19 protein-coding genes and 1 pseudogene are annotated in these 26,114 nt (G+C 31.1%); 10 read left to right on the top strand and 10 right to left on the bottom strand.

What is annotated here, in order from left to right; all coding sequences use genetic code 11:
* Nucleotides 1–40: 40 nt before the first annotated feature.
* From BLU40_RS01520 to BLU40_RS01500, 5 genes are all read right to left on the bottom strand, one after another.
* The gene (locus BLU40_RS01520) at nucleotides 41–319 is read right to left on the bottom strand and encodes a F0F1 ATP synthase subunit delta/epsilon (RefSeq protein ID WP_090119016.1); all 279 of its coding nucleotides are present in this window, start codon (nucleotides 317–319) and stop codon (nucleotides 41–43) included.
* 41 nt (nucleotides 320–360) lie between these two features.
* Nucleotides 361–1,869 carry a F0F1 ATP synthase subunit beta gene (gene atpD, locus BLU40_RS01515; protein ID WP_090119014.1) on the bottom strand — a complete coding sequence of 503 codons (1,509 nt, stop codon included), beginning with the start codon at nucleotides 1,867–1,869 and terminating at the stop codon, nucleotides 361–363.
* 172 nt (nucleotides 1,870–2,041) lie between these two features.
* Nucleotides 2,042–4,990, bottom strand: coding sequence for a TonB-dependent receptor domain-containing protein (locus BLU40_RS01510; RefSeq protein ID WP_175454727.1), 2,949 nt, complete (start codon nucleotides 4,988–4,990; stop codon nucleotides 2,042–2,044).
* A 98-nt stretch (nucleotides 4,991–5,088) separates the two neighbouring features.
* Nucleotides 5,089–7,779 carry a zinc-dependent metalloprotease gene (locus BLU40_RS01505; protein ID WP_090119010.1) on the bottom strand — a complete coding sequence of 897 codons (2,691 nt, stop codon included), beginning with the start codon at nucleotides 7,777–7,779 and terminating at the stop codon, nucleotides 5,089–5,091.
* Nucleotides 7,780–7,912: 133 nt separating this feature from the next.
* Entirely contained in the window at nucleotides 7,913–11,767 is a 3,855-nt protein-coding gene (locus BLU40_RS01500) for a reprolysin-like metallopeptidase (RefSeq protein ID WP_175454726.1), read from the bottom strand.
* 150 nt (nucleotides 11,768–11,917) lie between these two features.
* Here BLU40_RS01500 and BLU40_RS01495 point away from each other — a divergent pair, with 150 nt between their 5' ends.
* The 3 genes from BLU40_RS01495 (at nucleotide 11,918) to serS (ending at nucleotide 14,760) form a co-directional block, all read left to right on the top strand.
* On the top strand, nucleotides 11,918–12,856 hold the full coding sequence (locus BLU40_RS01495; protein ID WP_090119006.1) for a bifunctional riboflavin kinase/FAD synthetase: 939 nt from the start codon (nucleotides 11,918–11,920) through the stop codon (nucleotides 12,854–12,856).
* A gap of 18 nt (nucleotides 12,857–12,874) precedes the next feature.
* A complete protein-coding gene (locus BLU40_RS01490) occupies nucleotides 12,875–13,417 on the top strand; it encodes a hypothetical protein (protein WP_090119004.1) in 543 nt (180 codons plus the stop codon).
* Nucleotides 13,418–13,485: 68 nt separating this feature from the next.
* Nucleotides 13,486–14,760, top strand: coding sequence for a serine--tRNA ligase (gene serS, locus BLU40_RS01485; protein WP_090119002.1), 1,275 nt, complete (start codon nucleotides 13,486–13,488; stop codon nucleotides 14,758–14,760).
* Here the strand turns inward: serS and BLU40_RS17510 are convergent.
* Complete coding sequence (locus BLU40_RS17510) at nucleotides 14,753–14,896, bottom strand: hypothetical protein (protein ID WP_175454725.1); 144 nt, start codon at nucleotides 14,894–14,896, stop codon at nucleotides 14,753–14,755. The genes serS and BLU40_RS17510 overlap by 8 nt on opposite strands.
* 137 nt (nucleotides 14,897–15,033) lie before the next feature.
* On the opposite strand from BLU40_RS17510, the gene BLU40_RS01480 reads away from it, so the two are divergent.
* From BLU40_RS01480 to mgtE, 4 genes are read left to right on the top strand one after another with little or no spacing between them, the layout of a single operon-like run.
* On the top strand, nucleotides 15,034–16,821 hold the full coding sequence (locus tag BLU40_RS01480; RefSeq protein WP_175454724.1) for a tetratricopeptide repeat protein: 1,788 nt from the start codon (nucleotides 15,034–15,036) through the stop codon (nucleotides 16,819–16,821).
* A gap of 16 nt (nucleotides 16,822–16,837) precedes the next feature.
* Complete coding sequence (locus tag BLU40_RS01475; RefSeq protein ID WP_090118998.1) at nucleotides 16,838–17,170, top strand: DUF4286 family protein; 333 nt, start codon at nucleotides 16,838–16,840, stop codon at nucleotides 17,168–17,170.
* Between the two features lie 3 nt (nucleotides 17,171–17,173).
* Complete coding sequence (gene rsmA / locus BLU40_RS01470) at nucleotides 17,174–17,950, top strand: 16S rRNA (adenine(1518)-N(6)/adenine(1519)-N(6))-dimethyltransferase RsmA (protein ID WP_090118996.1); 777 nt, start codon at nucleotides 17,174–17,176, stop codon at nucleotides 17,948–17,950.
* Nucleotides 17,940–19,289: a magnesium transporter gene (mgtE, locus tag BLU40_RS01465; protein ID WP_090118995.1), complete on the top strand. Its 1,350-nt coding sequence runs from the start codon at nucleotides 17,940–17,942 to the stop codon at nucleotides 19,287–19,289. The genes rsmA and mgtE overlap by 11 nt, the downstream gene beginning before the upstream one ends.
* 1 nt (nucleotide 19,290) lies before the next feature.
* Here the strand turns inward: mgtE and fbp are convergent, their stop codons facing one another.
* On the bottom strand, nucleotides 19,291–20,325 hold the full coding sequence (gene fbp, locus BLU40_RS01460; protein ID WP_090118993.1) for a class 1 fructose-bisphosphatase: 1,035 nt from the start codon (nucleotides 20,323–20,325) through the stop codon (nucleotides 19,291–19,293).
* Between the two features lie 113 nt (nucleotides 20,326–20,438).
* Between fbp and BLU40_RS01455 the strand changes: the two genes are divergently transcribed.
* Genes BLU40_RS01455 through BLU40_RS01445 form a run of 3 tightly spaced genes read left to right on the top strand, consistent with a single transcriptional unit; the run spans nucleotide 20,439 to nucleotide 24,028 of the window.
* On the top strand, nucleotides 20,439–20,915 hold the full coding sequence (locus BLU40_RS01455) for a GNAT family N-acetyltransferase (protein ID WP_090118991.1): 477 nt from the start codon (nucleotides 20,439–20,441) through the stop codon (nucleotides 20,913–20,915).
* Between the two features lie 3 nt (nucleotides 20,916–20,918).
* Nucleotides 20,919–22,172 (top strand): aspartate kinase, encoded by a 1,254-nt coding sequence (locus BLU40_RS01450; protein WP_090118989.1) that lies wholly within the window; start codon nucleotides 20,919–20,921, stop codon nucleotides 22,170–22,172.
* 41 nt (nucleotides 22,173–22,213) lie between these two features.
* Nucleotides 22,214–24,028 carry a GNAT family N-acyltransferase gene (locus tag BLU40_RS01445; protein ID WP_090118987.1) on the top strand — a complete coding sequence of 605 codons (1,815 nt, stop codon included), beginning with the start codon at nucleotides 22,214–22,216 and terminating at the stop codon, nucleotides 24,026–24,028.
* Between the two features lie 30 nt (nucleotides 24,029–24,058).
* On the opposite strand, the gene BLU40_RS01440 is transcribed toward BLU40_RS01445, so the two are convergent.
* The 3 genes and pseudogenes from BLU40_RS01440 to BLU40_RS01430 all read right to left on the bottom strand — a co-directional run bounded on the left by BLU40_RS01440 (nucleotide 24,059) and on the right by BLU40_RS01430 (nucleotide 26,108).
* Nucleotides 24,059–24,328, bottom strand: coding sequence for a TM2 domain-containing protein (locus BLU40_RS01440; protein WP_090118985.1), 270 nt, complete (start codon nucleotides 24,326–24,328; stop codon nucleotides 24,059–24,061).
* A gap of 441 nt (nucleotides 24,329–24,769) precedes the next feature.
* Nucleotides 24,770–25,705: pseudogene (locus tag BLU40_RS01435) on the bottom strand (2-hydroxyacid dehydrogenase); the annotation flags it as partial.
* A 10-nt stretch (nucleotides 25,706–25,715) separates the two neighbouring features.
* The gene (locus tag BLU40_RS01430; protein ID WP_090118981.1) at nucleotides 25,716–26,108 is read right to left on the bottom strand and encodes a VOC family protein; all 393 of its coding nucleotides are present in this window, start codon (nucleotides 26,106–26,108) and stop codon (nucleotides 25,716–25,718) included.
* Between the last annotated feature and the right edge of the window lie 6 nt (nucleotides 26,109–26,114).

The raw sequence follows: 26,114 nt of genomic DNA, 5'->3' as shown, positions 1-26,114 counted from the left end.
GCTAAAAACGAGGCCTTTTCACTATATATTTTATTAAAACTTAGTCCGCAAGTATAATAACCTTGTTTTCTTTCATTTCAATAGTACCACTTTTAATTGGCAACGTAAATTCATCTTTGTTTTCAGTAAATTTACTTTTAAACTCTTTTTCAATTTTCAAATCACTACCTTTTATTCTAATAGTTCCTTCAACTAATAATGAAACTATTGGTGCGTGATTATTTAACATTTGAAACTCACCATTAATTCCAGGAACTAATACTGATTCTACTTCAGAGTTTAATAATGTTGCTTCTGGTGTTACAATTTCTAAAATCATAATTTTATGCTTTATGCTTTAAGCCTAAGCCTTAAGCTAGTTTACGCTTCAGCTAACATTTTTTCTCCAGCATCAATTGCATCTTGAATTGATCCACGTAAGTTAAATGCCGCTTCAGGATATTTATCTAACTCACCATCCATAATCATATTAAATCCTTTAATTGTGTCTTTAATATCTACTAAAACTCCTGGTATACCAGTAAATTGTTCAGCTACATGGAAAGGTTGAGATAAGAAACGTTGCGCTCTACGAGCTCTATGTACAACTAATTTATCTTCTTCAGATAATTCTTCCATACCTAAAATAGCAATAATATCTTGTAACTCTTTATAACGTTGTAATAACTCTTTTACATTTTGAGCACAATCATAATGTTCTTTTCCTAAAATTTCAGCAGTTAAAATTCTTGAAGTAGAATCTAATGGATCTACTGCAGGATAAATACCTAACTCAGCAATTTTACGAGATAATACTGTTGTTGCATCTAAATGCGCAAACGTTGTTGCTGGCGCTGGATCTGTTAAATCATCTGCAGGCACATATACCGCTTGTACTGATGTAATAGAACCATTTTTAGTTGAAGTAATACGCTCTTGCATAGCCCCCATTTCTGTAGCTAATGTTGGTTGGTAACCTACCGCAGATGGCATACGACCTAATAATGCCGATACCTCTGAACCTGCTTGCGTAAAACGGAAAATATTATCTACAAAGAATAAAACGTCTTTTCCTTGCCCTTCACCTGCACCATCACGGAAATATTCAGCAATAGTTAAACCAGATAAAGCAACACGTGCACGTGCTCCAGGTGGCTCATTCATTTGTCCAAATACAAACGTACATTTAGACTCTCTCATTATATTTTTATCAACCTTCGTTAAGTCCCATCCACCTTCTTCCATAGAATGCATAAAGTCATCACCATACTTGATAATTCCAGACTCTAACATTTCACGAAGTAAATCGTTTCCTTCACGAGTTCTTTCTCCTACTCCTGCAAAAACAGATAAACCACCGTGTCCTTTTGCAATATTGTTAATTAATTCTTGAATTAATACTGTTTTACCTACACCGGCACCACCAAATAATCCAATTTTACCACCTTTTGCATAAGGCTCAATTAAATCAATAACTTTTATACCTGTAAATAACACTTCTGATGAAGTAGATAAGTCTTCAAATTTAGGAGCTGGTCTATGAATTGGCAATCCATTTTCACCCGCTTTTGGTAAATTTCCAACACCATCAATTGCATCTCCAACAACATTAAATAAACGCCCATAAATATCTTTACCTACTGGCATTTGAATTGCGTTACCTGTAGCAACTACTTCAGTACCTCTACTTAATCCATCTGTTGAATCCATAGAGATTGTTCTTACTGTATCTTCACCAATATGAGATTGTACTTCTAATACTAAAAGAGAACCATCTTTTCTAGTAATTTCTAGTGAATCGTAAATTTTTGGAAGATCTGATTCCGACTTAAACTCAACGTCTATTACCGGTCCAATAATTTGTGCAACTTTACCTGTTACTTTTGCCATTGCTTTGACTGTTTATTTTTTAGTTATTTGTTCTATTGAGATTACACCCAATTTTTGCTTCGCAAAGATAGTTTTTTGATTTAATTTTCAAAAATTTTAGGTCGGTATTTTTAGATAAAAGAAAGCACCCTTAATTATAAGGGTGCTTTCTAATATATTTTGAATGAACAAATTAAGGGTTAATTGTCCAAGAAATGTAATATTGAGAGCCTATTTTTCCGTTACCTGGAGCACTAAAATATTCTTTACCTCCAAGGTTTGCACCTCCAATTTTAAATGTAGATTTCATACTTGGCACCGAATAATTTACCTGTGCATCTACAACTGTTCTTGCATCAATTAAAGCATCTGCAATTGTAGATTGCCATAAATATTCATCACTCCATCTAACATTTATATTAAACCCTAAATTATCCATAACCTTTGGATTTCCAAATGAAAACTTCACTTTATGTTCTGGTGTGTTAAAGCCTGCTTCGTAATCTGGATCTGATGATTGATCAAAATCAAACTTTGCTAATGTATAATTTAATCCCACATTATAATTACCAAATACTCTAGAAGATAAACCTATACTACCTCCGTAAGAAGAAATGTCTGCAGTAGAGTTTGTGTACACTTGAAACCCTTGTAAATCTCCACTTCCAATAGCCTCTAATAATAATTGAGTATTTTGATCTGTAGCTACACTAGCAGCATCAAATGCTGGAACGCTTCCATATAATGGCACAGCAACATTTTTGTTTCCAATAAAGTCTTCATACTTATTGTAATAAGCACTTGCATCTATAGAAAACTTTCCAAAACCTGCTCTATAACCAACTTCAAATGCTGTTATATGTTCTGGTTGTACATACTCTACTTTAGATTGCTCTATTAAGCCTGCGTTTAAACCTGCTGCTTGAGCTGGAGTTGCTCCACCTGCTATAGCTGTTTGAACAGCCGTAGCAAAATTAATTAAAGATGATTCTGAAAAAGCATTGTCATATGCTCTTGCTCCAGATAATTGAACAGAAGCAGCACCTGAAACAGCTTGACCAATTGGACTATTAATTGGAATTGGAGAAGATGTATATCTATCTAAGTTATCAGGAGCAGATCCTACTAACAATCCAACACCTGCATCTAAACCAATGTATAAATCTTGTGTTGTTGGATTTCTAAATCCTGTTTGAACAGAAGCTCTTAAATTACGTGTTTTTCCTTTTCCTAAAGCATACGACACAGAAAGTCTTGGCGAAAAGTTACCATCAAAGTTTTTAGCTTTATCATATCTCAAAGATCCTGTAAACTTCAATCTATCGTCAATCATTTTTTTCTGAATTTGAGTATAAGCACCATATTCATTATAATGAATTGGACCATCAGAATCAGTAAAAATTGTTCCGTCAGAATTTAATGAGTATTGTCTCCAAGAACCACCTATCTGAATATCGGCAAAATCAACCAACCCATGAAAGTTATAATTTGCATCTACGTGATATAACTTCGTGTTATCTTTAAATTTTGCTCCAGTTAAAATATTAGGATCTGAAATTACATCATCTAATGCAGCTTTAAACTCTGGTGTTCCAGGTTGTAAAGTAACATTCGCATCAGCATATTGTCGAGCTCCACTATGTAATTGAGAAGATGCAGCCATAACATCAGCAATTGAACCACCGCCTTGGAGTATAGCACTTGCTCCTGTTGCATACGCACCTGCATAAGTTCCAAACCAAGTTCCTGCAGTTTGTTTATTTAAATTAACACCTGCAAATTTCATATCGTAAGAATCTCCTGCATCTTCACTTGTTAAATAACCTCTAACAAAAAAGCGATCATTTTTAATTTCTAATTTATGTTGTTGCATAAAAAAGTTATTAATATTATATCTATTTGTTCCTTGGTAAATAGTATTTCCTTGACCAAATTTGGCGTTATAAATAATTTCTAAATCATCTGCAAACGGTCTATAGTGTAACGAAATATTTGTTTTAACACTTCTTGCAGTATAATCTGTTAAATCTACTTCTCTATAACCAGTTCTAGATACATTATCTTGTGGTAAAAGAGCACTTGCACCAGCTGGTAAAGCTCCTACACTCTCTAGGTATTGACCAAACGTATTTAAATTACCTAAACCTGCTGAAGCTAAATTAACTTCATCTCCATAAATATTCATTCTATCGAACGAAGTTTGACCTGTTTCGGCTTTTATTGGTGTTGCAGAACCTGTAATACTATTATCATGATCATAATCTCTATAATCTGTAGCATACCAATCCGTTCCTTTTAAAAATGAAAAAGATGCTTTTGCTGCAAACTTATCGCTAAACTTATAAGCCATTCTAATACCACCATCAAAAAAACGGTTATCTCCTGCCGCTTCTTGAGATGTAATTCCTGTTTTTACATAAGTACTTATTCCTGCAGAATCAAAAGGGCTTTTACTTGTCATAAATAAAATACCATTAAATGCATTTGCACCATATAAGGCCGATGATGCTCCTGGCAACAATTCTACCGTATTTACATCTAATTCAGACAAGCCTAAAAGATTACCTAAAGCAAAGTTTAATGCCGGAGAAGAATTATCCATTCCATCCACTAACTGCATAAACCTAGTGTTAGAGAAAGTGGCAAAACCTCTAGTATTAACACTTTTATTGGTTAAACTATTGGCATTAATATCAACTCCTTTAAGGTTTTCCAACCCATCATAAAAAGATGGTGATGATGTACTTTTAATAGCTCTTGCATCCATACGTTCGATAGTTACAGGAGATTCTAAAATACGCTCTGGAGTTCTAGATGCAGATACTACAACTTCATCTAAAGCAGTTGCAGATTCATCTAAACTCACAATAACGTTTTGATTGTTTTTATTAATTTCAACCTTTTTAGTTGAAAATCCAATTAATGAAACTTCGATAGTAAATGGAAGTTCATTTGCCACTTTTAATACAAAGTTACCATCAAAATCTGCAGTTGTTCCAATAGAGCGACCTTCAATTTTAATGTTTGCACCAGGTATAGGCTCACCTGTTTTTGCTTCTTTTATGGTTCCTGTAACTGAAGTTTGAGCAAACAACATTGAACCTACAAAAAAAGCAAAAATTACTGTTAGTAGTTTTTTCATAATATTTAATAAATAATTGATTAAGGTTTTGCAAAATACAATTTTTTTTCAATTATCATAATAATCGTTAAAAAAAAGAGGATTTCACAATAAGATTATCAATATTTTACTAAATGTTTTGAAATTGATTGATTTCCTTGCTCAAGCTTAATTATATATGTTCCACTTGAAATATGGCTAAAATCTATTTCTTTGGAAAAACTTATACCATTTTGAGTATAGTTTTTTAATTCAATTAACCTTCCTGTTAAGTCAAATAATTTAACTTTAATATCGTCTGAATTATTTTTTGAAAGAAAATTTATATTAAATATTCCACTCGAAGGATTTGGATACATAGAAAAATTCCCTATTTCAAACTCGTTAACAGCTAAAGGCTGTTCTGATACCGTACAAACTTCTATTGACCAATTATTAAGAACTCCTTCTATTCCATTTGTATACCCATCGCCAACTTGTAACTGCCAATTTCCCTGACTCATCCCTCCATTAAAAACACTCAATGGATTAACTGGTACATGAGAGCCTGAATCTAAGCTCCCGCAATTTAATGGAGTAGCTTGATCATCAAAAATAAGGTTCATATTACCAACTTCATCACAAGAATACTCGTATACAATTTGGTTTGTAGAATTACCACTGCTAACCAACCTAATAATAACATCTCTTATATTATTATGGGTTATATTTATACTTAGGTTTAAATCAGAAATTTCCATATCATCTCCAATATTAATATTATCTAATGTCCAAGCTTCATCTGAAATTACAGCATTAGGAGATGCACTATATGTTTTACATGTTGTTGATACTGTATAATCAATAGCAAAATTTTCGCTATTAATACTATAAAAAATATTATTAGTTGGCACAACCATTACCCTACAATACGGAGCAGGGTTATTTGGTACAGTAATAGGTTCGCTACCATCATTTGCTGTATTCGATGCTAAAACTATAGGATAAGTTAACCCTCCATCAATAGATAAAACAATATTTACTGCCGTACAATTAATAGGACTCACATCTGTATTAGCAACATCCCAAGTTATGGTTTCTGTTGTGCCACTTTGCCAAGTTACTCCCGTTGTATTTTGAGATAAAACTTCAAATGGACCTGCTGCTCCATCAACAGTAACTGTCATTTCAGACTTTGCTGATTGACCTCCAACAGCATTGTTATCTCTAACAGTTAATGCAAAATCTAATGTTCTACCTACAGAAGGTGTTACCTCCCAACTATTAAATAAATTACCGTTTAAAACAGTTTCAAAACTTGGAAAATATCTTTTTTCTGAAGTTGAAGGAAAAATAGATCTATACGCTGGACCATCAGTAACCGTAGAGCTTAAAGGCTCTGAAGTTACGCTAGTATCTACTTGCTCCCAACAATAAGTAATAGCATCACCATCTGCGTCGCTTCCTGAACCTGTTAACACAAAAGGTGTTGATTTAGGAATTGTATAATTTGCTCCTGCATTAGAAACTGGTACATTATCGTTTGAAGTATCTATTAATGTTGCACAAGAGCTTCCTGTACCGCCAGAAATATTTGCCCACATTTCACCAATACTAATTGTATGAAAATAAGAGTCACTGTTATTTTGCACATTATCTGGAGAGCATATACCTGCATATGCCATTATTGTAGATCCACTACCAGGCTCAACAGCAGTCCCAGAATTACGCTGGCTATTACTACCACAAAAACCTGATGTTGTGTTAAAAGTATGATTTGCTCCAAATTGGTGGCCCATTTCATGAGCAACATAATCTACATCATAAGCATCTCCAATTGGATTGTTTGTTCCTGTAACTCCTTTTGCCTTATTGGATGTACAAGGAGAGTTTAACTGTGCTAACCCACCTGCACTTGTACTAAAAGTATGTCCAATATCATAATTAAAAAATCCAATTTTAGAATCTATTTCAGTTTGACTTTCATTTATTAAAGAACCCGCACTATCATTTGTAAAAGGGTCTGTTACTCCATCAAGATAAATAATATCAGTATTATTAGCCACCAAAATCATTTTTAACCCTAAATCTCTTTCAAAAATTCCATTGACTCTTGTCATTGTTGTTACAATAGCAGATAAAACTGTAGCTTTACGCTCTGCATCGTTAGCTTCAGAACCTGTTAAATGATATTGTGAATATTCACCAGTAGTTGCAATAGCAAGTCTGTATGTTCTCAGCTTTCCATCATTAGCATTTGTTGTTTTTGAAGATACATTAACATTACTCACCTTTTCTTCAACATAACACTTCATTACTTCTTCTATAACTGGCAAGCTACTTTTAGAATAAACTATATATTCTGTTAAATCTTTTGAGAAAGGGTCTATAAATAACGTAGATTTTCCATTTCTAAATACCATTGCATGAACTCCTTTTTTTGTAATACTAAATCGAATAACATCTGCTGGATTATCGATTCCTTTACCTATATATGAAGTTATATCTGGGTGTTTTTCTTGAAGTTTTTCATCCATTATAGAAGACTCAAACACTTCAAACTTTTTTAAATTACCTTTTTCATTTGGAAAACTTAAGATTACACCCAACTTTAAGTTACTAGATTTAAAATTTGATTTAAACTCATCCAAATTCAAATTAAATAATTTATATTTTTCAGGAAGGTTTTTTCTGACAATTTTATCAGTTATTGTTTCTACAGTTTTGTTTGATTTTTGCCAAAATTTTACTCCTAAATCTTGCGCTTGAACTACTATAAAAAAGTTACTAATAATAAAAAAAAATAAAGATAAGCGGGATTTAATCTTCATAATAAAGTGATTTTAAAGGGGTTATTTAAAAGCGCAATTTAACTATATATTATTAATAATTCAAAAAAAGTAAAAACAAAAAAAGCACATAATAAATTATGTGCTTTTCTTTAATAAAAATATTTTTAAATATTTACTCTCTAATAACTTTCAAAGTTTTTACATCTCCATCTACCTCAACTCTAGCAATATACACTCCTTTTGGTAAATTACTCAAATCTAAATTAACTCTACCTGTTGAAGAATTAACCGTTTTAGTTAAAATTAATTGAGATTGAATATTAAACAATTGTACTAAAACTTCTTTTTGAGAAACAGGAATTGCAATATCTAGACTACCTTTAGTAGGGTTTGGATACGCTACAATCTCGTTAAACAAACTTACTTTTTTAGTAATTTCACCTTCACAATCTTTAGCTGTTTTTACACTAATTAAATCTCCGTGCTTCACCTCCACATTAAACACACTTTGGCTAGTTGTTAAAACACTAACTCCATTTACCAATACAGTAAAAGGACCTTCCCCTTCTTCTATTTCAAAACTTGCTCTGTTCGAAGAAATAGTTGTCTTACCAGAAATTGAAGTTCCTTCTTCAACAACAATAGTAAAGCACTGCTCATAATCTTCTTCTTCAATTTCTATACACAACTCATAACTTCCAGGATCTAACCCTTCTATTAACAGTGTTGATGTAAAGTCTAAAGTTTGTCCGTTTATTAAAGCTTTGTAATTATGATTTTCTAATGCTGTAATATTAATTTGACCATTGTTTTTATCTGTACAAGTTTCTCCAGTAACTTCTATCGAAAAATTATTTTCGGCAAGCATAAACACTTCACAACCTGTTTCATCAACAATAGTTCCTGCTGGAGTACCATCACAAACATCAATAGAGTTTATTACACCATCATTATCATCATCTAACTGACCGTTTGAACATCCATTTGCATCTACTGTTTCACCATCTGGAGTATTAGGACATAAATCATCATCATTTAAAACACCATCATTATCATTATCATCACTTTCAATTGGGTAACCACAAATTTCAATTCCCCAGCTTGTATACGAACCTGAATTTAAGAAACCTGCATCCACAATATTTAATTGCCAATCTCCAAATGATTCTTCACCATTAAAAACACTTAAATCTCCTTGTGGAATAAATGATCCTGTATATGGTGCTGTTCCTGTATTAATTGAATTAGCAGCTTCCATATCAAAAACAGTGCTTGTATAATTTGCTCCGTTGGCAGCTAAATTTGAAACTAAAGTAACTTCAGTTCCTTGAGGACTAATTAATTTTAAAATTAAATCTTCAACATTTGGATGCACAATATCTACTGTTACAATAACACTTAAAATTGATTTGTTATGCGTTGTACTAATTGTTTTAGTAATTCCTTCACTAACAATTTCTGGAATATCTTCTGAAACTGTATTGTCATCAAATTTACATTCAATATTAACAGTTTTAAATTTTCTAACTTCAGAAAAAGAACTTTCCCCACAATCATTTATAGATTTTACCTTCCAGTAATAATCTGTGTTTAATTCAAGTAATTGAGGGTCGTACATTGCTTCTGAAATTGTAGCAGTTTCTTTTATTGAAGCAAAATCACTTGTTTCAGAAATTTGTAATTCATATGAAGTTGCATTTAAATCATTATCCCAGCTTAATGTATAAGGCTGCAATACATTCACAGCATCATTTGCTGGTAACAATAATGTTGTTGTAGAAATTGTTGGAGAATACACATCTAAATTAACTTCAAATGTTTTAGTAACAGTAGCTGAAGTTCCGATAGGTGCAATTGCATAATTACCAATATTACTGTTTGTTAATCCTGAAATTGTCATCTCAACTCTTGTACCATCTGCAGTAGCTGTTGCAGGGCTAAATACCGCTGTTGTTCCTGCTGGTAGGTTATCTGCAGAAAAAGTTGTTTCTTCAGTAAAGCCTAAAAATGTTTTATAGTTGAACGCATACACAACACTATTTGGCTCGCAAACACTTTTTGTGTACGACTCAAACTCCATAATAAACTCTGAAGCTTGAATTTCGATTTTAGCAGCATTTACTGCAAAAAAGATATTATCTACAGCTTCGATTTTAATTCTTGCTTCTGTTGTTGTACTATTTGGAACTAACACATCATAACTACCATTATTTGGTACGTTAGATGCTACAGTTATTGGAAACGTTAATCCATTATCTATCGACATTAATATATTAACATTAGCACAGTTTACAGGTGCAGCATCAGTATTTGCTACATCCCAAGTAACTGTTTTCTTTGTTCCCGCATCCCAACTTTCAGTTGTTGCTTGTGAAGTTACTACAAATGGCCCTGTTGCATCATCTACAGTTACCAATACATCGTCACTATTATTAGTTCCACCTCCAGCTACGTTATCTCTAACTGTTAATCTAAAGTTTAAATCTCTTCCAACATTTGGAATTGCTTCCCATTGGCTAGATGTACTACCTGCTAAAACTGTTTCCATTTTAGGAAAAGTTCTAGATTTTATTGTTGAAGGGTTAAATGATCTAAAAGATACACCTGTTGTACTTGTTGTACTTGGGTACGTTGATGAAGCTGCATTTTGATCTATTTGTTCCCAACAAAATGACAAAGCATCACCATCAGTATCTGTACCATCTCCAACTAACGTAAAAGCAGTTCCTTTCGGAATTGTATAATCCATACCAGCATCTGCTGTTGGCACATTATTTCCAGTTGCAAAATCTGTTTGACAACTAGTAGTTTTAACATAGTCTGTTACTTGTCTAATAGATGCTGCGTGAAAATAAGGATCACTATGATCTTGTACATCTGTTGCTCCAGTAATACCAGCATACCCCATAATTGTAGATCCACTACCAGGTTCCATTTGAACTCCAGTACCTTCACTTCCATTAAATGTCCAAGTATGGTTAGCTCCAAATTGGTGGCCCATTTCGTGTGCTACAAAATCAATATCAAAAAAGTCACCTTCTGGACTTCCAAAAGAAGTAAAACCACTACCTTTTTCTCCATCTACACAAACACAACCAATACAACCTGCATTTCCATTATCACTACCTCTAGTTACTAAGTGACCAATATCATAATTTGCTTCACCAATAACATCTGTTAATGTATTTTGAAGTTGATCATTAAATGAAGTTCCTGTATACGGATCCGTGTCAGCATCTATATAGATAACCTCATCTGTATTGGCAATTAATTCAGTAGTAATATTAAAATCTACTTCAAATACTCCATTAACTCTTGTCATAGTAGCATTTATAGCAGCTAAAGCGTCTGCTTTAGTTCCACCAAAATAGTCTGTATACTCACCAGTAGCTGACATTGCTAACCTATATTTTCTTAAAATACCATCATCTGCATTTTTTGCTGTACTTGTATTTTGAGAATTATTTATTCTATTAGTTAATTCGTCCTCAACCTCACATTCAAATGTTCCAGGCGATTTATTTTCTTTTTTATTATAAATAATATATTGTCCAGCATTTTTTGTTAAAGGCTCTATAATAACAGTATTAGACCCTGCTGAAATATTCATTCCTTTAAAACCTAAATGAGAAACACTAAATCTTATTCTTGACGCTGGGTTATCAATTCCTTGACCAGCATACGATCTAATATTTGGATATTTAGCTTGTAATGTTGGATGCATAACTGACGCTTCAAACACTCTAAATTTTTCTAATTCTCCATCAGCATTTGGAAAACTAATTACAGTATTCGATTTAATTCCTCTCTCTGGAGCTGACGATAAAGATTTTTTTAACTCAGCAACATTTAATTGATACACCTTGTAAGAATCAGGCAAAGAGTTTTTAAAAATCTCTTTTGTTTCTGCTTTACTAACAACTTCATTTTTTAACCAAATGTTATCCGAAGATTGCTGTGCAGTAATAAAAAGCGAAAAGAAAAAAGAATATAAATAAACCAATCTTTTAGTTAATAGAAATTTCATAAGTTTTTTTAAGTTTTTTTTTGATATTGACAAATGTAACATTGTTTGGCATTATTTACAATAAAAATAAAATCTTAATTAATAATTTAACAATAACATCGTTATAATTAATTGATTATTTTTGCATTTTAACATTTGAAACTATACTAATTGAAGCTTTTTAACAATTTAGAAGACTATTCCTCAAAATCTAAAACTTTTATTACCATAGGCACTTTTGATGGTGTACATATTGGGCATCAAAAAGTATTAAGTAAACTTATAAACAGTTCTGGTAAAAAAAATGCAAAATCATTATTGTTAACTTTCTTTCCGCATCCTAGAATGGTTTTGCAAAAAGATATTAATATAAAACTTATTAACACTATTGAAGAGCGTATAGAATTACTCGAAAAAACAGGCCTAGAAAACTTAGTTGTTTACAAATTCAATAAAGAATTTGCCAAGCTTTCTGCATTAGATTTTGTTCGAAATATTTTAGTAAACACATTAAATGTTTCTCGATTAGTTATTGGTTACGATCATCATTTTGGTAAAAACAGAGAAGGAAATTTTGAACAATTAGAAGACTACGGACACACCTACAGCTTTGATGTTAAAGAAATTTCTCAAAAAGATATTGATAATATTGCTGTAAGTTCAACCAAAATAAGAATTGCAATTGAAAATGGAGAAATTGAAAAAGCAAACAATTACTTAGGCTACAACTTTATGCTAACCGGCCAAGTTGTTAAAGGTAAAAGTTTAGGTAAAAAAATAGGATTTCCAACTGCAAACTTATTTATTAAAGAAGACTATAAACTAATTCCAAAAACTGGTGCATACGTTGTAAAATCTACTATTGAAGATAAAACTGTTTTTGGTATGATGAATATTGGTTACCGACCAACTGTTAGTGGAAAAAACCAAACTATTGAAATTAATTTTTTCAACTTAAATAAAGATTTATACAACAAAAACCTAAGAGTAGAAGTTTTACACTTTTTACGCGACGAGAAAAAGTTTGATTCAATTGAAGCTTTAAAAACTCAACTTAAAGTTGATAAAGAAAACTCAGAAAACCATATCAATTCACTGAATTTAAATTAATTACTTTAAATTCACATTATGAAAAAACTAATATTACTTTTAATAGCCGTTACTTTTGGTTGTAAACCCACACAGCAACAAACAACACCAAAAATTGTGAGTACTATTAAAAATAACATTAGCCAAAAATTAGATAATTGTTCTAAAAATGGAGACTGTACCTTCGAATTAATACCAAATAAAAGTATAATATTTAAAAAAGATAATTTTGGTATTGGTTATCCTATTTTAAATGAAGGTAATAAAACAGTTTTAAAATATACCTTCAACAAAAAAACACCACCAAATACTGCAGATGCTAATTATTCAGAAATTATTTATGCTGAATTAGACGCTAATATTAATGAGATTTCGCTAGAAAACCTTTCGCTTCAACAGGTAAAATTATATTTTGGTCGTTTATGTTACTGCAAAGGATCTACTGGTTATTTTGCTATAAAAAAAGGAAAATTTAACATTACAAAACCTACAAAAAACACCATAAATTTTAGTGCTAAATTCGAAATTACAGAGGTACCGCAAATTGTAAAAAACTTTAACACTACAGTTTCTATAAAATGATTGTAAACTAATTAGTTTCTTTTAAATGCAATTTGTTAAATTTGCGCATTAACAAAACGAATTAGAAGATGTTACAAGTAGCGTTTATTAGAGAAAACAAAGAGACTGTTATTAAAGGTTTAGAAAAAAGAAACCTTAGCAATGCAAATGAATTAGTTAGCAAAACTATTGCTGCTGATGAAGATAGAAGAGCAATTCAAACGGAATTAGATGCCGTTTTAGCAGAATCTAACAAACTATCGAAAGATATTGGAATGTTATTCAAATCTGGTGAACGCCAAAAAGCTGAACTACTTAAAGAAAAAACAGTTCAATTAAAAGAACAATCAAAAGTACTTACAGATAACCTTCAAAACAAAGCAAACGAATTACAGGAGTTGTTGTATATAATTCCAAACATTCCTAACAAAATAGTTCCTAATGGAAAAGGTGAAGATGATAATTTAACTGTTTTTGAAGAAGGTGAAATTCCAACTTTACACGAAGGCGCATTACCACACTGGGAATTAGCTAAAAAATATGATATTATAGACTTTGAACTTGGAAACAAAATTACAGGTGCAGGATTTCCGGTATATAAAGGTAAAGGCGCTAGGTTACAACGCGCTTTAATCAATTATTTTTTAGATAAAAATACCGCCGCTGGTTATGACGAGGTTCAAGTACCACATTTAGTAAATGAAGCTTCAGGTATTGCAACTGGACAATTGCCAGATAAAGAAGGGCAAATGTACCACGATGCACAGGATAATTTATTTTTAATTCCTACTGCTGAAGTTCCTGTAACTAATATTTTTAGAGATGTTATTTTAAAAGAAGACGAATTTCCTATTTGTAAAACGGCTTATACTCCATGTTTTAGACGCGAAGCTGGTTCTTACGGAGCGCACGTTCGAGGTTTAAATAGATTACACCAATTTGATAAGGTTGAAATTGTACGTGTTGAGCACCCATCAAAATCTTACGAAGCATTAGACGGAATGGCTGAACATGTAAAAGGTATTTTACAAGAATTAAAAATGCCTTACCGTATTTTACGTTTATGTGGTGGCGATTTAGGTTTTACAGCATCATTAACTTATGATTTTGAACTATTTTCTACAGCTCAAGATCGTTGGTTAGAAGTTAGCTCGGTATCTAACTTCGAAAATTTTCAAGCAAACCGTTTAAAATTACGCTTTAAAAACAGCAATGGTAAAAGCGAATTAGCGCATACACTTAATGGTAGTTCTTTAGCTTTACCACGTGTATTAGCAGGTTTATTAGAAAACTGCCAAACACCTGAAGGTATTAAAATACCAGAAGTACTAGTACCTTATTGTGGTTTTGATATAATTAACTAGCTTTAATTGCAACTAATTGCATTTTGTAGTTATTCATTTCAATTAAAGCATCGAAGTAAGCATTTAATTTTCCTGCTTGCATAAATTTTGTTGCTTTTTGTTTAGCTGCGTTGTATTTTTTGATTAGTTCTTTCATAATATAAAAATTTAGTTGTTTATACTGTTAAGACAAGATTCGTGCCAAAATGTTACAGCACAAATATCAAAAACACCTGTTTTTATCAAAATTTTAACAGTTGAATGGTTATATTTACCAAGATAAATAAAGCAATTATGCGGTTTATATTTATGTTTTTTATGTGTATGTTTTCTTTGCAACTAGTTGCACAAGAGCAGCAAATGGCATACCAATATTATAGAAGTGGTGAGTACGAAAAAGCTGCTTCTATTTATAAAACTTTACACGAAAAACATTCATACAACTCTAGTTACACCAACTATTTAATAAACTGCTACCAGCAATTAGAAAAATTTACCGAGGCTAAAAACCTTATTAACAACCAATTAAATACCGAAAAAAACAAAGAGTATTTATATGTAGATTACGGCTATAACTATCAACTTCAACACAATAAAATTGAAGCTGAAAATTATTACCAAAAAGCATTAAACCTTATTTCTGAAACAAAAAATTCATCTTTAGGTTATCTAGTGGGTAAAGCATTTCAAAACAACCATTTGTTAGATTATGCTTTGCAAGCCTACCAAACATCTATGGAAATTAATCCGAAAGCGAATTATTATTTTCAGATTGCATTTATTTATGGTGAACAAGGTGAAATTGAAAAAATGTTTGATACTTATTTAAATATGACTGAGCTAAACGAAGGTTATATTTCTAATGCTAAAACATATATTGGTCAATTTATTACTGAAGATTCTCAAAACGAGCACAATATTTCGCTTAGAAGATTATTGCTAAAACGCCTACAAAACAACCCAAAAAACACTTGGAACCAATTATTAAGCTGGTTGTTTATGCAGCAAAAAGATTACAATAAAGCTTTAATTCAAGAAAAAGCATTATTTAAACGTAATCCAGAAAAACTTTTAGGCATTACTGATGTTGGTAAAATTGCTTTTGAAAACAAAGACTATGAAACTTCAAAAAACAGTTTTAATTATATTTTAGAAAACGCAACAAATAGTAACGATAAATTGGTTGCTAAACTTTATTTACTTCAAATAAATAGAGAACAAAAAGCAAGTAATGAAATTATTGAAAATCAATTTCAACAATTGTTTAATGAGTATGGTAAAAATGCAGAATCTCTAAGTATTTTAATTGTTTATGCTGAATTTTTGGCATTTCAAAAAAACGAAATTCCAAAAGCTATTAAAGAACTTAAAAACACTTTAAAATTTCCCTTAAATGAATTTGAAAAAGGTAGAGTAAAAATAAAACTTGCTGATATTTTAGTTTTTAGCGGTAAATATAGTAGTGCACTTATTTATTATACACAGGTTCAAAACAGTTTAAAAAATGATGAAATTGGGCAACAAGCACGTTTTAAAATTGCACAAACATCGTACTTTAAAGGAGATTTTGATTGGGCACAAACGCAGTTAAAAGTATTAAAGCGTTCTACTTCTCAACTAATTTCTAACGATGCTTTAGATTTAAACTTATTAATTACAGATAACGAGGTTAAAGACAGTTTAAAAATTGCTTTAAAAACCTATGCTAAAGCAGAGTTATTAGCATTTCAGCATAAAAACAAAGCTGCAATAGACACCTTATCTAACTTGTATAACAATAAAAACTATAAAGAGCACCCAATAATTGACGAAGTACTTTTTAAGCAAGCTGAATTATACAAAAGCGAAAAAATGTTTGAAAATGCTGAAGCAAATTATTTAAAAATTATTGAATTAAATGCTGAAGATATTTTAGTAGACGATGCCATTTATTATTTAGCTGAATTATACCTAAACAAGTTCAACAATACAGAAAAAGCAAAAGAATATTACCAAAAAATAATTTTCGATTACCCGTCAAGCATTCATTTGGTTGAAGCTCGTAAAAAATTCAGAAAACTTAGAGGTGATGTTTTAAATTAACAAGAAAAAAACAATAATGTACATATATAACGTAACAACAAACGTAGACGAATCTATACACCAGCAATGGTTAAATTGGATGAAAACCAAACACATACCAGACATGTTAGCAACCGAAAAATTTACGAAGGCTAAAATGTGTAAAGTTTTAATTAACGAAGAAATGGGTGGTGTTACTTACTCTGTTCAATACACTACAGACAATGAAGATATGTTAGAGAGTTATTATACCGAGAACGCACCAAAATTACGTAATGAGGCTAAACAACTTTTTGGTGAAAAAATACTTTCATTTAGAACAGAGTTACAAGTAATATCTGAACAATTTAGTATGAGCTTAAAAAACTAACATATGAGTGTACGCGCAAAAAAACATTTAGGTCAGCATTTTTTGAAAGATGAAAACATTGCCAAAAAAATTGGTGATACTTTAACGGAAAGAGGATATAAAAATGTGTTAGAAATTGGCCCAGGAATGGGTGTTTTAACTAAATATTTGCTCGAAAAATCGTACACAACACATGTAATTGAAATAGATACAGAATCGGTTGAGTATTTAAAAGCTCATTATTTAAATTTAGCTGATCGTATTATTTCAAAAGATTTTTTAAAAATTAATTTGAAAGATTATTTTAGCGATGAACAGTTAGCGATTACTGGGAATTTCCCTTATAACATTTCTACTCAAATTGTATTTAAAGCGCTCGAAAACAAAGAGCAAATCCCTGAATTTACGGGAATGTTTCAAAAAGAAGTTGCACAACGTATTTGCGAAAAACCAGGTACAAAAGCCTATGGAATTCTATCGGTTTTAACACAAGCTTTTTACCATGCGGAGTATTTATTTACCGTACCACCAAGTGTATTTAATCCACCTCCAAAGGTAGATTCTGGAGTTTTACGCTTAATTAGAAAAGAAGATTTTAGCTTACCTGTAGATGAAAAAATGTTTTACAGAGTTGTAAAAACAGCTTTTCAACAACGTAGAAAAACACTTCGAAACAGTTTAAAAACATTCAATTTATCAGATAGTTTAAGAGAAGATAGTATCTTTGCACAACGTCCAGAACAATTATCTGTTCAAGAGTTTATAAGTCTTACTTCTAAAATAGAAAAAGATGTCGTTTGAAATCACCAAAGAATATCTTGAAGAAATTCAACAATTAATTGCTTCAAAAAGTAATGAACATATTCTAAATTTATTAGATGAAGTTCACTATGCCGATATTGCAGAACTTGTTGAAGAACTTAATTTTAATGATGGTTTATATTTAATTAAATTATTAGATAGTGAAAAAACATCAGACGTAATTGCAGAGTTAGATGAAGATGATCGAGAAAAGATTTTAAAAGAACTCTCTGCTAAAGAAATTGCAGAAGAAATTGATGAATTAGACACCGATGATGCTGCTGATATTATTGCCGAATTACCTGAAGAACAAAAGGAAGAAGTAATATCGCACCTTGAAGATGTTGAACACGCCAAAGAAATTGTTGAACTTTTACGTTACGATGATGATACTGCCGGTGGTTTAATGGCAAAAGAGTTGGTAAAAGTAAACGAAAACTGGAATGTGCTAACTTGTGTTAAAGAAATGCGCGCTCAGGCAGAAGAGGTTACTAGAGTTCACTCTATATATGTTGTAGATGATAACGATATTTTAAAAGGACGACTTTCACTTAAAGATTTATTAACTACTTCAACAAAAACAGCTATTAAAGATGTTTTTATAAAAAAAGTAGATTCTGTAACTGTTAATGAAGAAGATGAAGAAGTTGCTAGAATTATGCAAAAGTATGATCTAGAAGCTATACCTGTTGTAGATGAAATTGGTCGTTTAGTAGGTAGAATTACTATTGATGATATTGTTGATGTAATTAAAGAAGAAGCCGAAAAAGATTACCAAATGGCAGCCGGTTTAGTTGAAGATGTTGAAGCTGATGATACTATTTGGGAACTAACAAGAGCTCGTTTACCTTGGTTATTTTTAGGCCTTTTAGGTGGTGTTGGAGCCGCGCGTATAATGGGTCTTTTTGAAGGTGCATTAGAAGATAACGCCATATTATTTATGTTTACACCTTTAATAGCCGCTATGGCTGGTAACGTAGGGGTACAATCTTCAGCAATTATTGTGCAAGGTTTAGCAAACGATAATTTAAAGGGAAGCATTAGTAACCGACTATTAAAAGAGTTTTCTTTGGCTCTTGTAAACGGAGCTGTTTTAGCAGTTGTTTTATTTGCTTTTACTTGGATTTGGCAAAGCGATTTTAACACTGCTCTAGCAATTTCAATATCGTTATTTGCAGTTATTATTGTTGCCGGAATTATTGGAACATTTATTCCGTTATTTTTAGACAAAAGAGGCATAGATCCTGCAATTGCTACAGGACCATTTATTACTACCTCTAATGATATTTTTGGAATTCTAATTTATTTTTGGATTGCTAAACTGATATTAGGTTTTTAATTTAATCTAAATCATTATACTTAGCATCTTCTGGATATTTAGCCATAAATTCTTCAGCTTTATTAACCATATTTGTACTTCCGCAGAAAAAAGGTACACGTTGGTGTAATTCTGTAGGTTTTAAATCCATAATTCGCACATAACCATCCGTTGCTTTTCCATTGGCTTGTTCTGCTAAAAATGCCATTGGGTTACATTCATATAACAAACGTAATTTTCCTTTTGGCCCAATAGAACTTGTTGGATACATATAAATACCTCCTTTAATCATATTTCTATGAAAATCTGAAACCAATGAACCAATATAACGAGATGTATATGGTCTATCATCCTTTTCTTCTTGACAATATTTTAAGTAATCTTTTACTCCTTGAGGAAAGTGAACATAGTTCCCTTCATTTATAGAATAAATATTTCCATCTTTTGGAAACTCCATATTTGGGTGCGACAAATAAAACGAACCTATTGCTGGGTTTAAAGTAAATCCGTTAACGCCGTGTCCAGATGTATACACCAACATTGTAGATGTACCATACACAACATAACCTGCTGCAACCTGTTGGTTACCTCTTTGCAAAAAATCTTCTTGCTGAACAGGTGTACCTATAGGAGTAACTCTTCTATAAATAGAAAAAATAGTACCTACCGAAACATTTACATCTACATTAGAAGATCCATCTAAAGGATCAATTAACATAACATACTTGTTTTCATTAGTGCCATGTTTTCCTTTAATAGCAACAAAATCATCTTCCTCTTCACTAGCAATACCACAAGCAATTTCTCTATTAATTAGTGTTTGCATAAATACATCATTCGCATAAACATCTAATTTTTTTTGATCTTCACCTTGAATGTTTACATCACCTGCATCACCCAAAATATCAACTAACCCAGCTTTATTAACTTTATAATTAACAATTTTAGCTGCAAGCTTTATTGAACTTAATAAGCGCGAAAACTCTCCAGAAGTAGACTTGTAATGTTTCTGATTTTCAATAATAAACTCACCTAGAGTTAAGTTATTTTCCATAATATTAGGGTTTTATGTTGTCACAAATATCGACTTTTTTTTCACAAAAAGAAGTAATTTTTAATATCAATAAATTAAGTTTTTTAATTTAGATTTGTTTCTATAAACATTTTATTATGAATTTCAATATTAGAGACGCCAAAACAGAAGATATGCCAGCTGTTCTTAGTTTAATAAAAGAACTTGCCATATTCGAAAAGGAAGAAAATGCCGTAATTGTTACGGTTAATGATTTAGAAAATGCAGGTTTTAGCGCTCAACCTTTATTTAAATGTTTTATTGCCGAAATAGATAATGAAATTGTTGGAATGTCGCTATGCTACCCACGTTATTCGACCTGGAAAGGACCAACAATACATTTAGAAGATTTAATTGTTACCGAAAGCAAAAGAGGTTTAAAAATTGGTGGAGAATTGTACAAAAAAGTTATTGAATATGGCTATAATTTAGGAGTTGAAAGAGTTGAGTGGGCTGTTTTAGACTGGAATGAGCCTGCAATAAAATTTTATGAAAGTACAGGAGCTAATGTTTTAAGAGATTGGGATACTGCCCAAATTGATAGAGCAGCAATGAAACAATATTTAGGTAAATAGTATATGAGAATATTTAAATTTGGTGGTGCATCGGTTAAAAATGCTGAAGGTGTAAAAAACCTAGTAAAAGTTCTAAAAAAAGAAGGTTCTAGCAATACTCTTATTGTAATTTCTGCAATGGGAAAAATGACCAATGCTTTTGAAAAAATTATTGATTCGTATTACAAAAACACCAAAGAGTTAGTAACTAATATTGAAACCGTTAGAGCATTTCACACAAACTTAGTTAATGATCTTTTTGAAAATAGCACTGAAATTCTTTTTGAAATAGAAATTTTATTTGGAAAACTTAGTGGGTTTTTAACTTCAAACAACTCTAATGATTACAATTATATTTACGATCAAATTATTGGTTTTGGAGAACTTTTATCAACAAAAATTGTTAGTCATTATTTAAATGAAATAGCAATTACAAATAATTGGATTGACGTTAGAGAATATATAATTACTGATAATAATTACCGTGCTGCTAAGGTAGATTGGGATACTACAACTACCAATATTCAAAAACTAAACACAACAAACTTATATATTACCCAAGGTTTTTTAGGAAGTTGTTCTACCAAAAAAACAACATCTTTAGGACGCGAAGGTTCTGATTTCTCTGCAGCCATTTTTGCGCATTGTTTAAATGCAAAAAGCTTAACTATTTGGAAAGATGTAGACGGTGTTTTAAATGCCGACCCAAGATATTTTAATGAAACGCAGCTTCTAGAACAAATTTCTTATAGTGAGGCTATCGAAATGGCCTTTTATGGCGCTTCAGTTATTCACCCAAAAACGTTAAAACCATTAGAAAACAAAAACATACCGTTATTTGTTCGTTCGTTTTTAAACTTAGACAAAGAAGGTACTGTTGTAGGTAAAGGCTCTAAATTAATACCAGAAACTCCTTGTTTTATTTTAAAACAAAATCAAATACTAGTTTCAATTTCTGCCCTAGATTTTTCGTTTATGGTAGAACATAATTTAAGTACTATTTTTAAAATGCTTCATAACAGCAAATTAAAAGTAAATTTAATTCAAAATTCGGCATTAAGTTTTTCTGTTTGTATTGAAGATAATTTTAATAACTTCGATTCTTTTTTAAAGGAAATTAAACCCAACTTTAACATTCAATATAAAAAAAACACAGCATTATTTACCATTAGACATGCAACCAAAAATGCAATTTCTAATATTGAAAAAAAGGGAGCAATTTTGTTAAAACAAGCTACAAAAAATACAGTGCAAATTGTTATTGAACAATCTCATTAAAAATGCGTATTTTTGCAGTTAGCCTAACCTAAAAATTATTAATGAGCTTAGTAACACCAAAAGAAGTAGCAAAAGCTATAAACTTTGATAAATACGGATTTCTTGGAACTGTATTTGGATGGGGAATTATGAAATTATTACGAATTTCAGCCATTAATCGAATTTACAATAAAAACAAACATTTAAGTGAATTAGAATTTTTAGATGCTATACTAGGTGACTTTAAGGTTAAGTTTGAAATTCCTGAAGAAGATTTAAAAAGAATCCCAAAAAACGGTGCTTTTATAACTGTTTCTAACCACCCACTTGGTGGTATTGATGGTATTTTATTACTAAAACTTTTAATAAAAGAAAGACCTGACTATAAAATTATAGCCAATTTTTTATTACATAGAATAGAACCTATGAAACCTTATATAATGCCGGTAAATCCTTTTGAAGATAGAAAGGATGTAAAATCGAGTGTTGCAGGTATTAAAAGTGCACTTTTGCATTTACGTGAAGGTTATCCGCTAGGTGTTTTTCCTGCAGGTGAAGTTTCTACCTATAAAGATGGAAAAGTAATTGTAGACAGACCTTGGGAAGAAGGTGCCATTAAACTTATAAAAAAGGCAAACGTACCAGTTATCCCTATCTATTTTCACGCTAAAAACAGTAGGTTATTTTACTTTTTATCTAAACTAAACGATACGCTTAGAACAGCTAAACTACCTTCAGAATTATTGTCTCAAAAAGAACGTGTAATTAAAGTTAGAATTGGTAAGCCTATTTCAGTAAAAGATCAAAAAGCATATGAGAATGTAACGGACTTTGGAGAATTTATTCGAAAAAAAACTTACATGCTAGCGAATCCTTTTGAAAAAGAATCAAAATCATTAAGTACACAATCTTTAAAAATAAACAAATCACCTAAAGAAATTGTTACTCAACGTAATGTTGACAAAATGATTGAAGAGGTTGAAACTCTAAGAAAAGAAGATGGCCGACTTTTAAAAAGTAAAAACTATGAAGTGTTTTTTGCTCCAAGTAAAAAAATTCCAAACATTATGTTTGAAATTGGAAGGCTGCGAGAAATTACATTTAGAGAAGTAGGTGAAGGAACAAACGAGTCTATAGATTTAGACACTTTTGATGGTTATTACCACCACTTATTTTTATGGGACAGCGAGACTAACCACCTTGTTGGAGCTTACAGAATGGGTCTTGGAAAACAAATTTATGAGAAATATGGTATTGAAGGTTTTTATGTACATACCCTTTTTAAATTTGAGCCAGAATTATATAAAATGATGGAAAACTCTATTGAAATGGGTAGAGCTTTTATTATTAAACAATACCAACAAAAACCAATGCCTTTATTTTTACTTTGGAAAGGTATTGTACATATAACCTTACGTTATCCGGAATACAAGTATTTAATTGGTGGTGTAAGTATTAGCAATCAGTTTTCTAACTTTTCAAAATCGTTAATGATTGAGTTTATGAAATCTCATTATTACGATCCATATATTGCGCAATACATTCACCCTAAAAAAGAATATAAAGTTAAATTAAAAGATGCCGATAAAGACTTTGTTTTTGATGCCACAGAAGCTGATTTAAACAAGTTTGATAAAGTGATAGATGAAATTGAGCCAGGCGCTTTAAGAATACCTGTTTTAATTAAAAAATACGTAAAACAAAACGCTCGTTTAGTTGCTTTTAACGTAGACCCAAAATTTAATAATGCTGTAGATGGTTTAATGTACATAAGAGTTTCGGACATACCTGAAAGTACTGTAAAACCGGTTATGGAAGAATTTCAAGCAGAGTTAGAAAGCAAGCTTGAAAATGAAAAAGCTGAAGGCGATAAATAAATACCACCTTCAACATATATTTTTAGTTATTTAAAACCACTTTTTTTCGTTGTCTTGGTACATATAAACAAATTCTTCATCTGTTTTTGTTAGGTAAATAATACCTTCAATTAATCCAACTATTCCAAACGCTCCACAAGTAACAAATGAAGCTACAATATGAATAATACCTGTTGTAGTATACCCTAAAATAAATTTATGAATTCCTAAAGAGCCTAATAAAATAGCTAAAACACCTGCTATTACTCTTTTACTTTCTTGCTGTGGAACTTGGTTCCCTTTTTCGTCTATAACGTTCATTTTTATATAGTTTTTATTCGTTTTTTATTTAAAAGCTGCATCTATTGGTTCCCAAAGTTCAATTTTGTTTCCTTCAAGATCTAATATCCAACCAAATTTTCCGTATTCGTATTTTTGTATTTCACCAACAATTGTAACACCTTCATTATTTAATTTTTCTAACAATGCCTCTAAATTATCTACACGATAATTAAACATATAATCTTTTTTTGAAGGGTTAAAATAATCGGTATCGCTTTTAAAAGGGCTCCATTGCGTACTTGCTTCGTTACCTTTTTTATCTTTCCACCAAAAAGTACAACCCCAATCGTCTACATTAAATCCTAAATGGTTTTTATACCATTCTTTTATAGCCTTTGGGTCTTTGGTTTTAAAAAATAGACCTCCAATACCTGTAACTTTTTTTAATTCTTTTTGCTGAAGCTCTTTTCCTTCAGAATAAAAAATTGTTTCTACCTTATCTACAATTGTTTGTGCCAATCTAACTTTAGATTCTACAGTCCAACCTGCAACGTGCGGAGACAACAATACATTATCTGCCTTAATTAAATAATCGAAAGCCTTTGGTAAAGTTTCGTTTTCAAACAAATTTTCGAAAGAACCTTTTTCGTATTCTAACACATCTAAACAAGCACCTAATACCTTTTTACTTATTAGTGCATTAACCAAATGATTTGTTACAACTGCAGAACCACGTGCTGTATTAATAAGGTAAAATGGTTTCGAAAACTTATTAATAAAGTCTTCATTTACCATTTCGTGAGAAAGCTTATTAAATGGCGTGTGTAAACTTAAAACATCTGTTTTTTCTTGCAACTCTTCTAAGGATACTTGCGTACAATTTTCATCTCCAACACCATCTTTAATATCGTAACAAATTACTTCAACATCAAAACCTCTTAGTTTTTTAGCAAAAGCTTTTCCCATATTACCATAACCAATAAGTCCAACAGTTTTGCCTTCTAACTCAACTCCTCTATTAGCTTCGCGAAGCCATTTACCGCTTCTTATTTCTAAATCTGCTTTTTTAATATTGTTAAATAAAGAAAGTATCATACCTAAAGCTTGCTCGCTTACGGCATTTCTATTTCCTTCGGGAGCAGAAATTAAGTGAATACCTTTTTCAGCAGCATATTCTACATCTATACTTTCTAACCCGGCACCAACTCTAGCAATAAACTTTAAATTTTTAGCAGCATTAATAAACTGCTTATCAATTTTAAATCTGCTCCGAATAACAATACCGTTATATTTTGAAATTTTTTGTTCAATTTCAGTTTTTGAAGACGTATAATCTTCACTGCAAATACAGCCCAACTTTTCTAAACCATCTTTTAAAACTTGGTGATTTGTATCTATATGAAGTACTTTTAACATTGTAAAAAGTTTATTCTTTTGGTTGAATTAAATCCCAAAGATTACCATACAAATCAGAAAAGACTAAAACTTTTCCATAAGGCTCCTTAACTGGCTTACGTACAATAGTTACATTATTTAGTTTCAAATTTTCGAATTCTCTTTCAAAATTATCGGTAAATAAAAACATAAATACACGTCCTCCAGATTGGTTTCCTATACTATTTATTTGTTCTTCAGAATCTGCTTTAGCTAGTAAAATTCTGGTTTCATTACTTCCTTTAGGCGCAATTAAAACCCATCTTTTTTTACTAGTTAATTTTGTATCTTCAATTAAATCAAATTTTAATTTATTCACATAAAAATCGATAGCTTCATCATAGTCATTTACAACTAATGCTATATTGCCAATTTTTTGTTTCATAAATTT

Origin of the sequence: Lutibacter oricola (assembly GCF_900106565.1) — a bacterium.
Lineage (GTDB): Bacteria > Bacteroidota > Bacteroidia > Flavobacteriales > Flavobacteriaceae > Lutibacter > Lutibacter oricola.
This window is presented reverse-complemented; position numbering and strand designations above follow the sequence as displayed.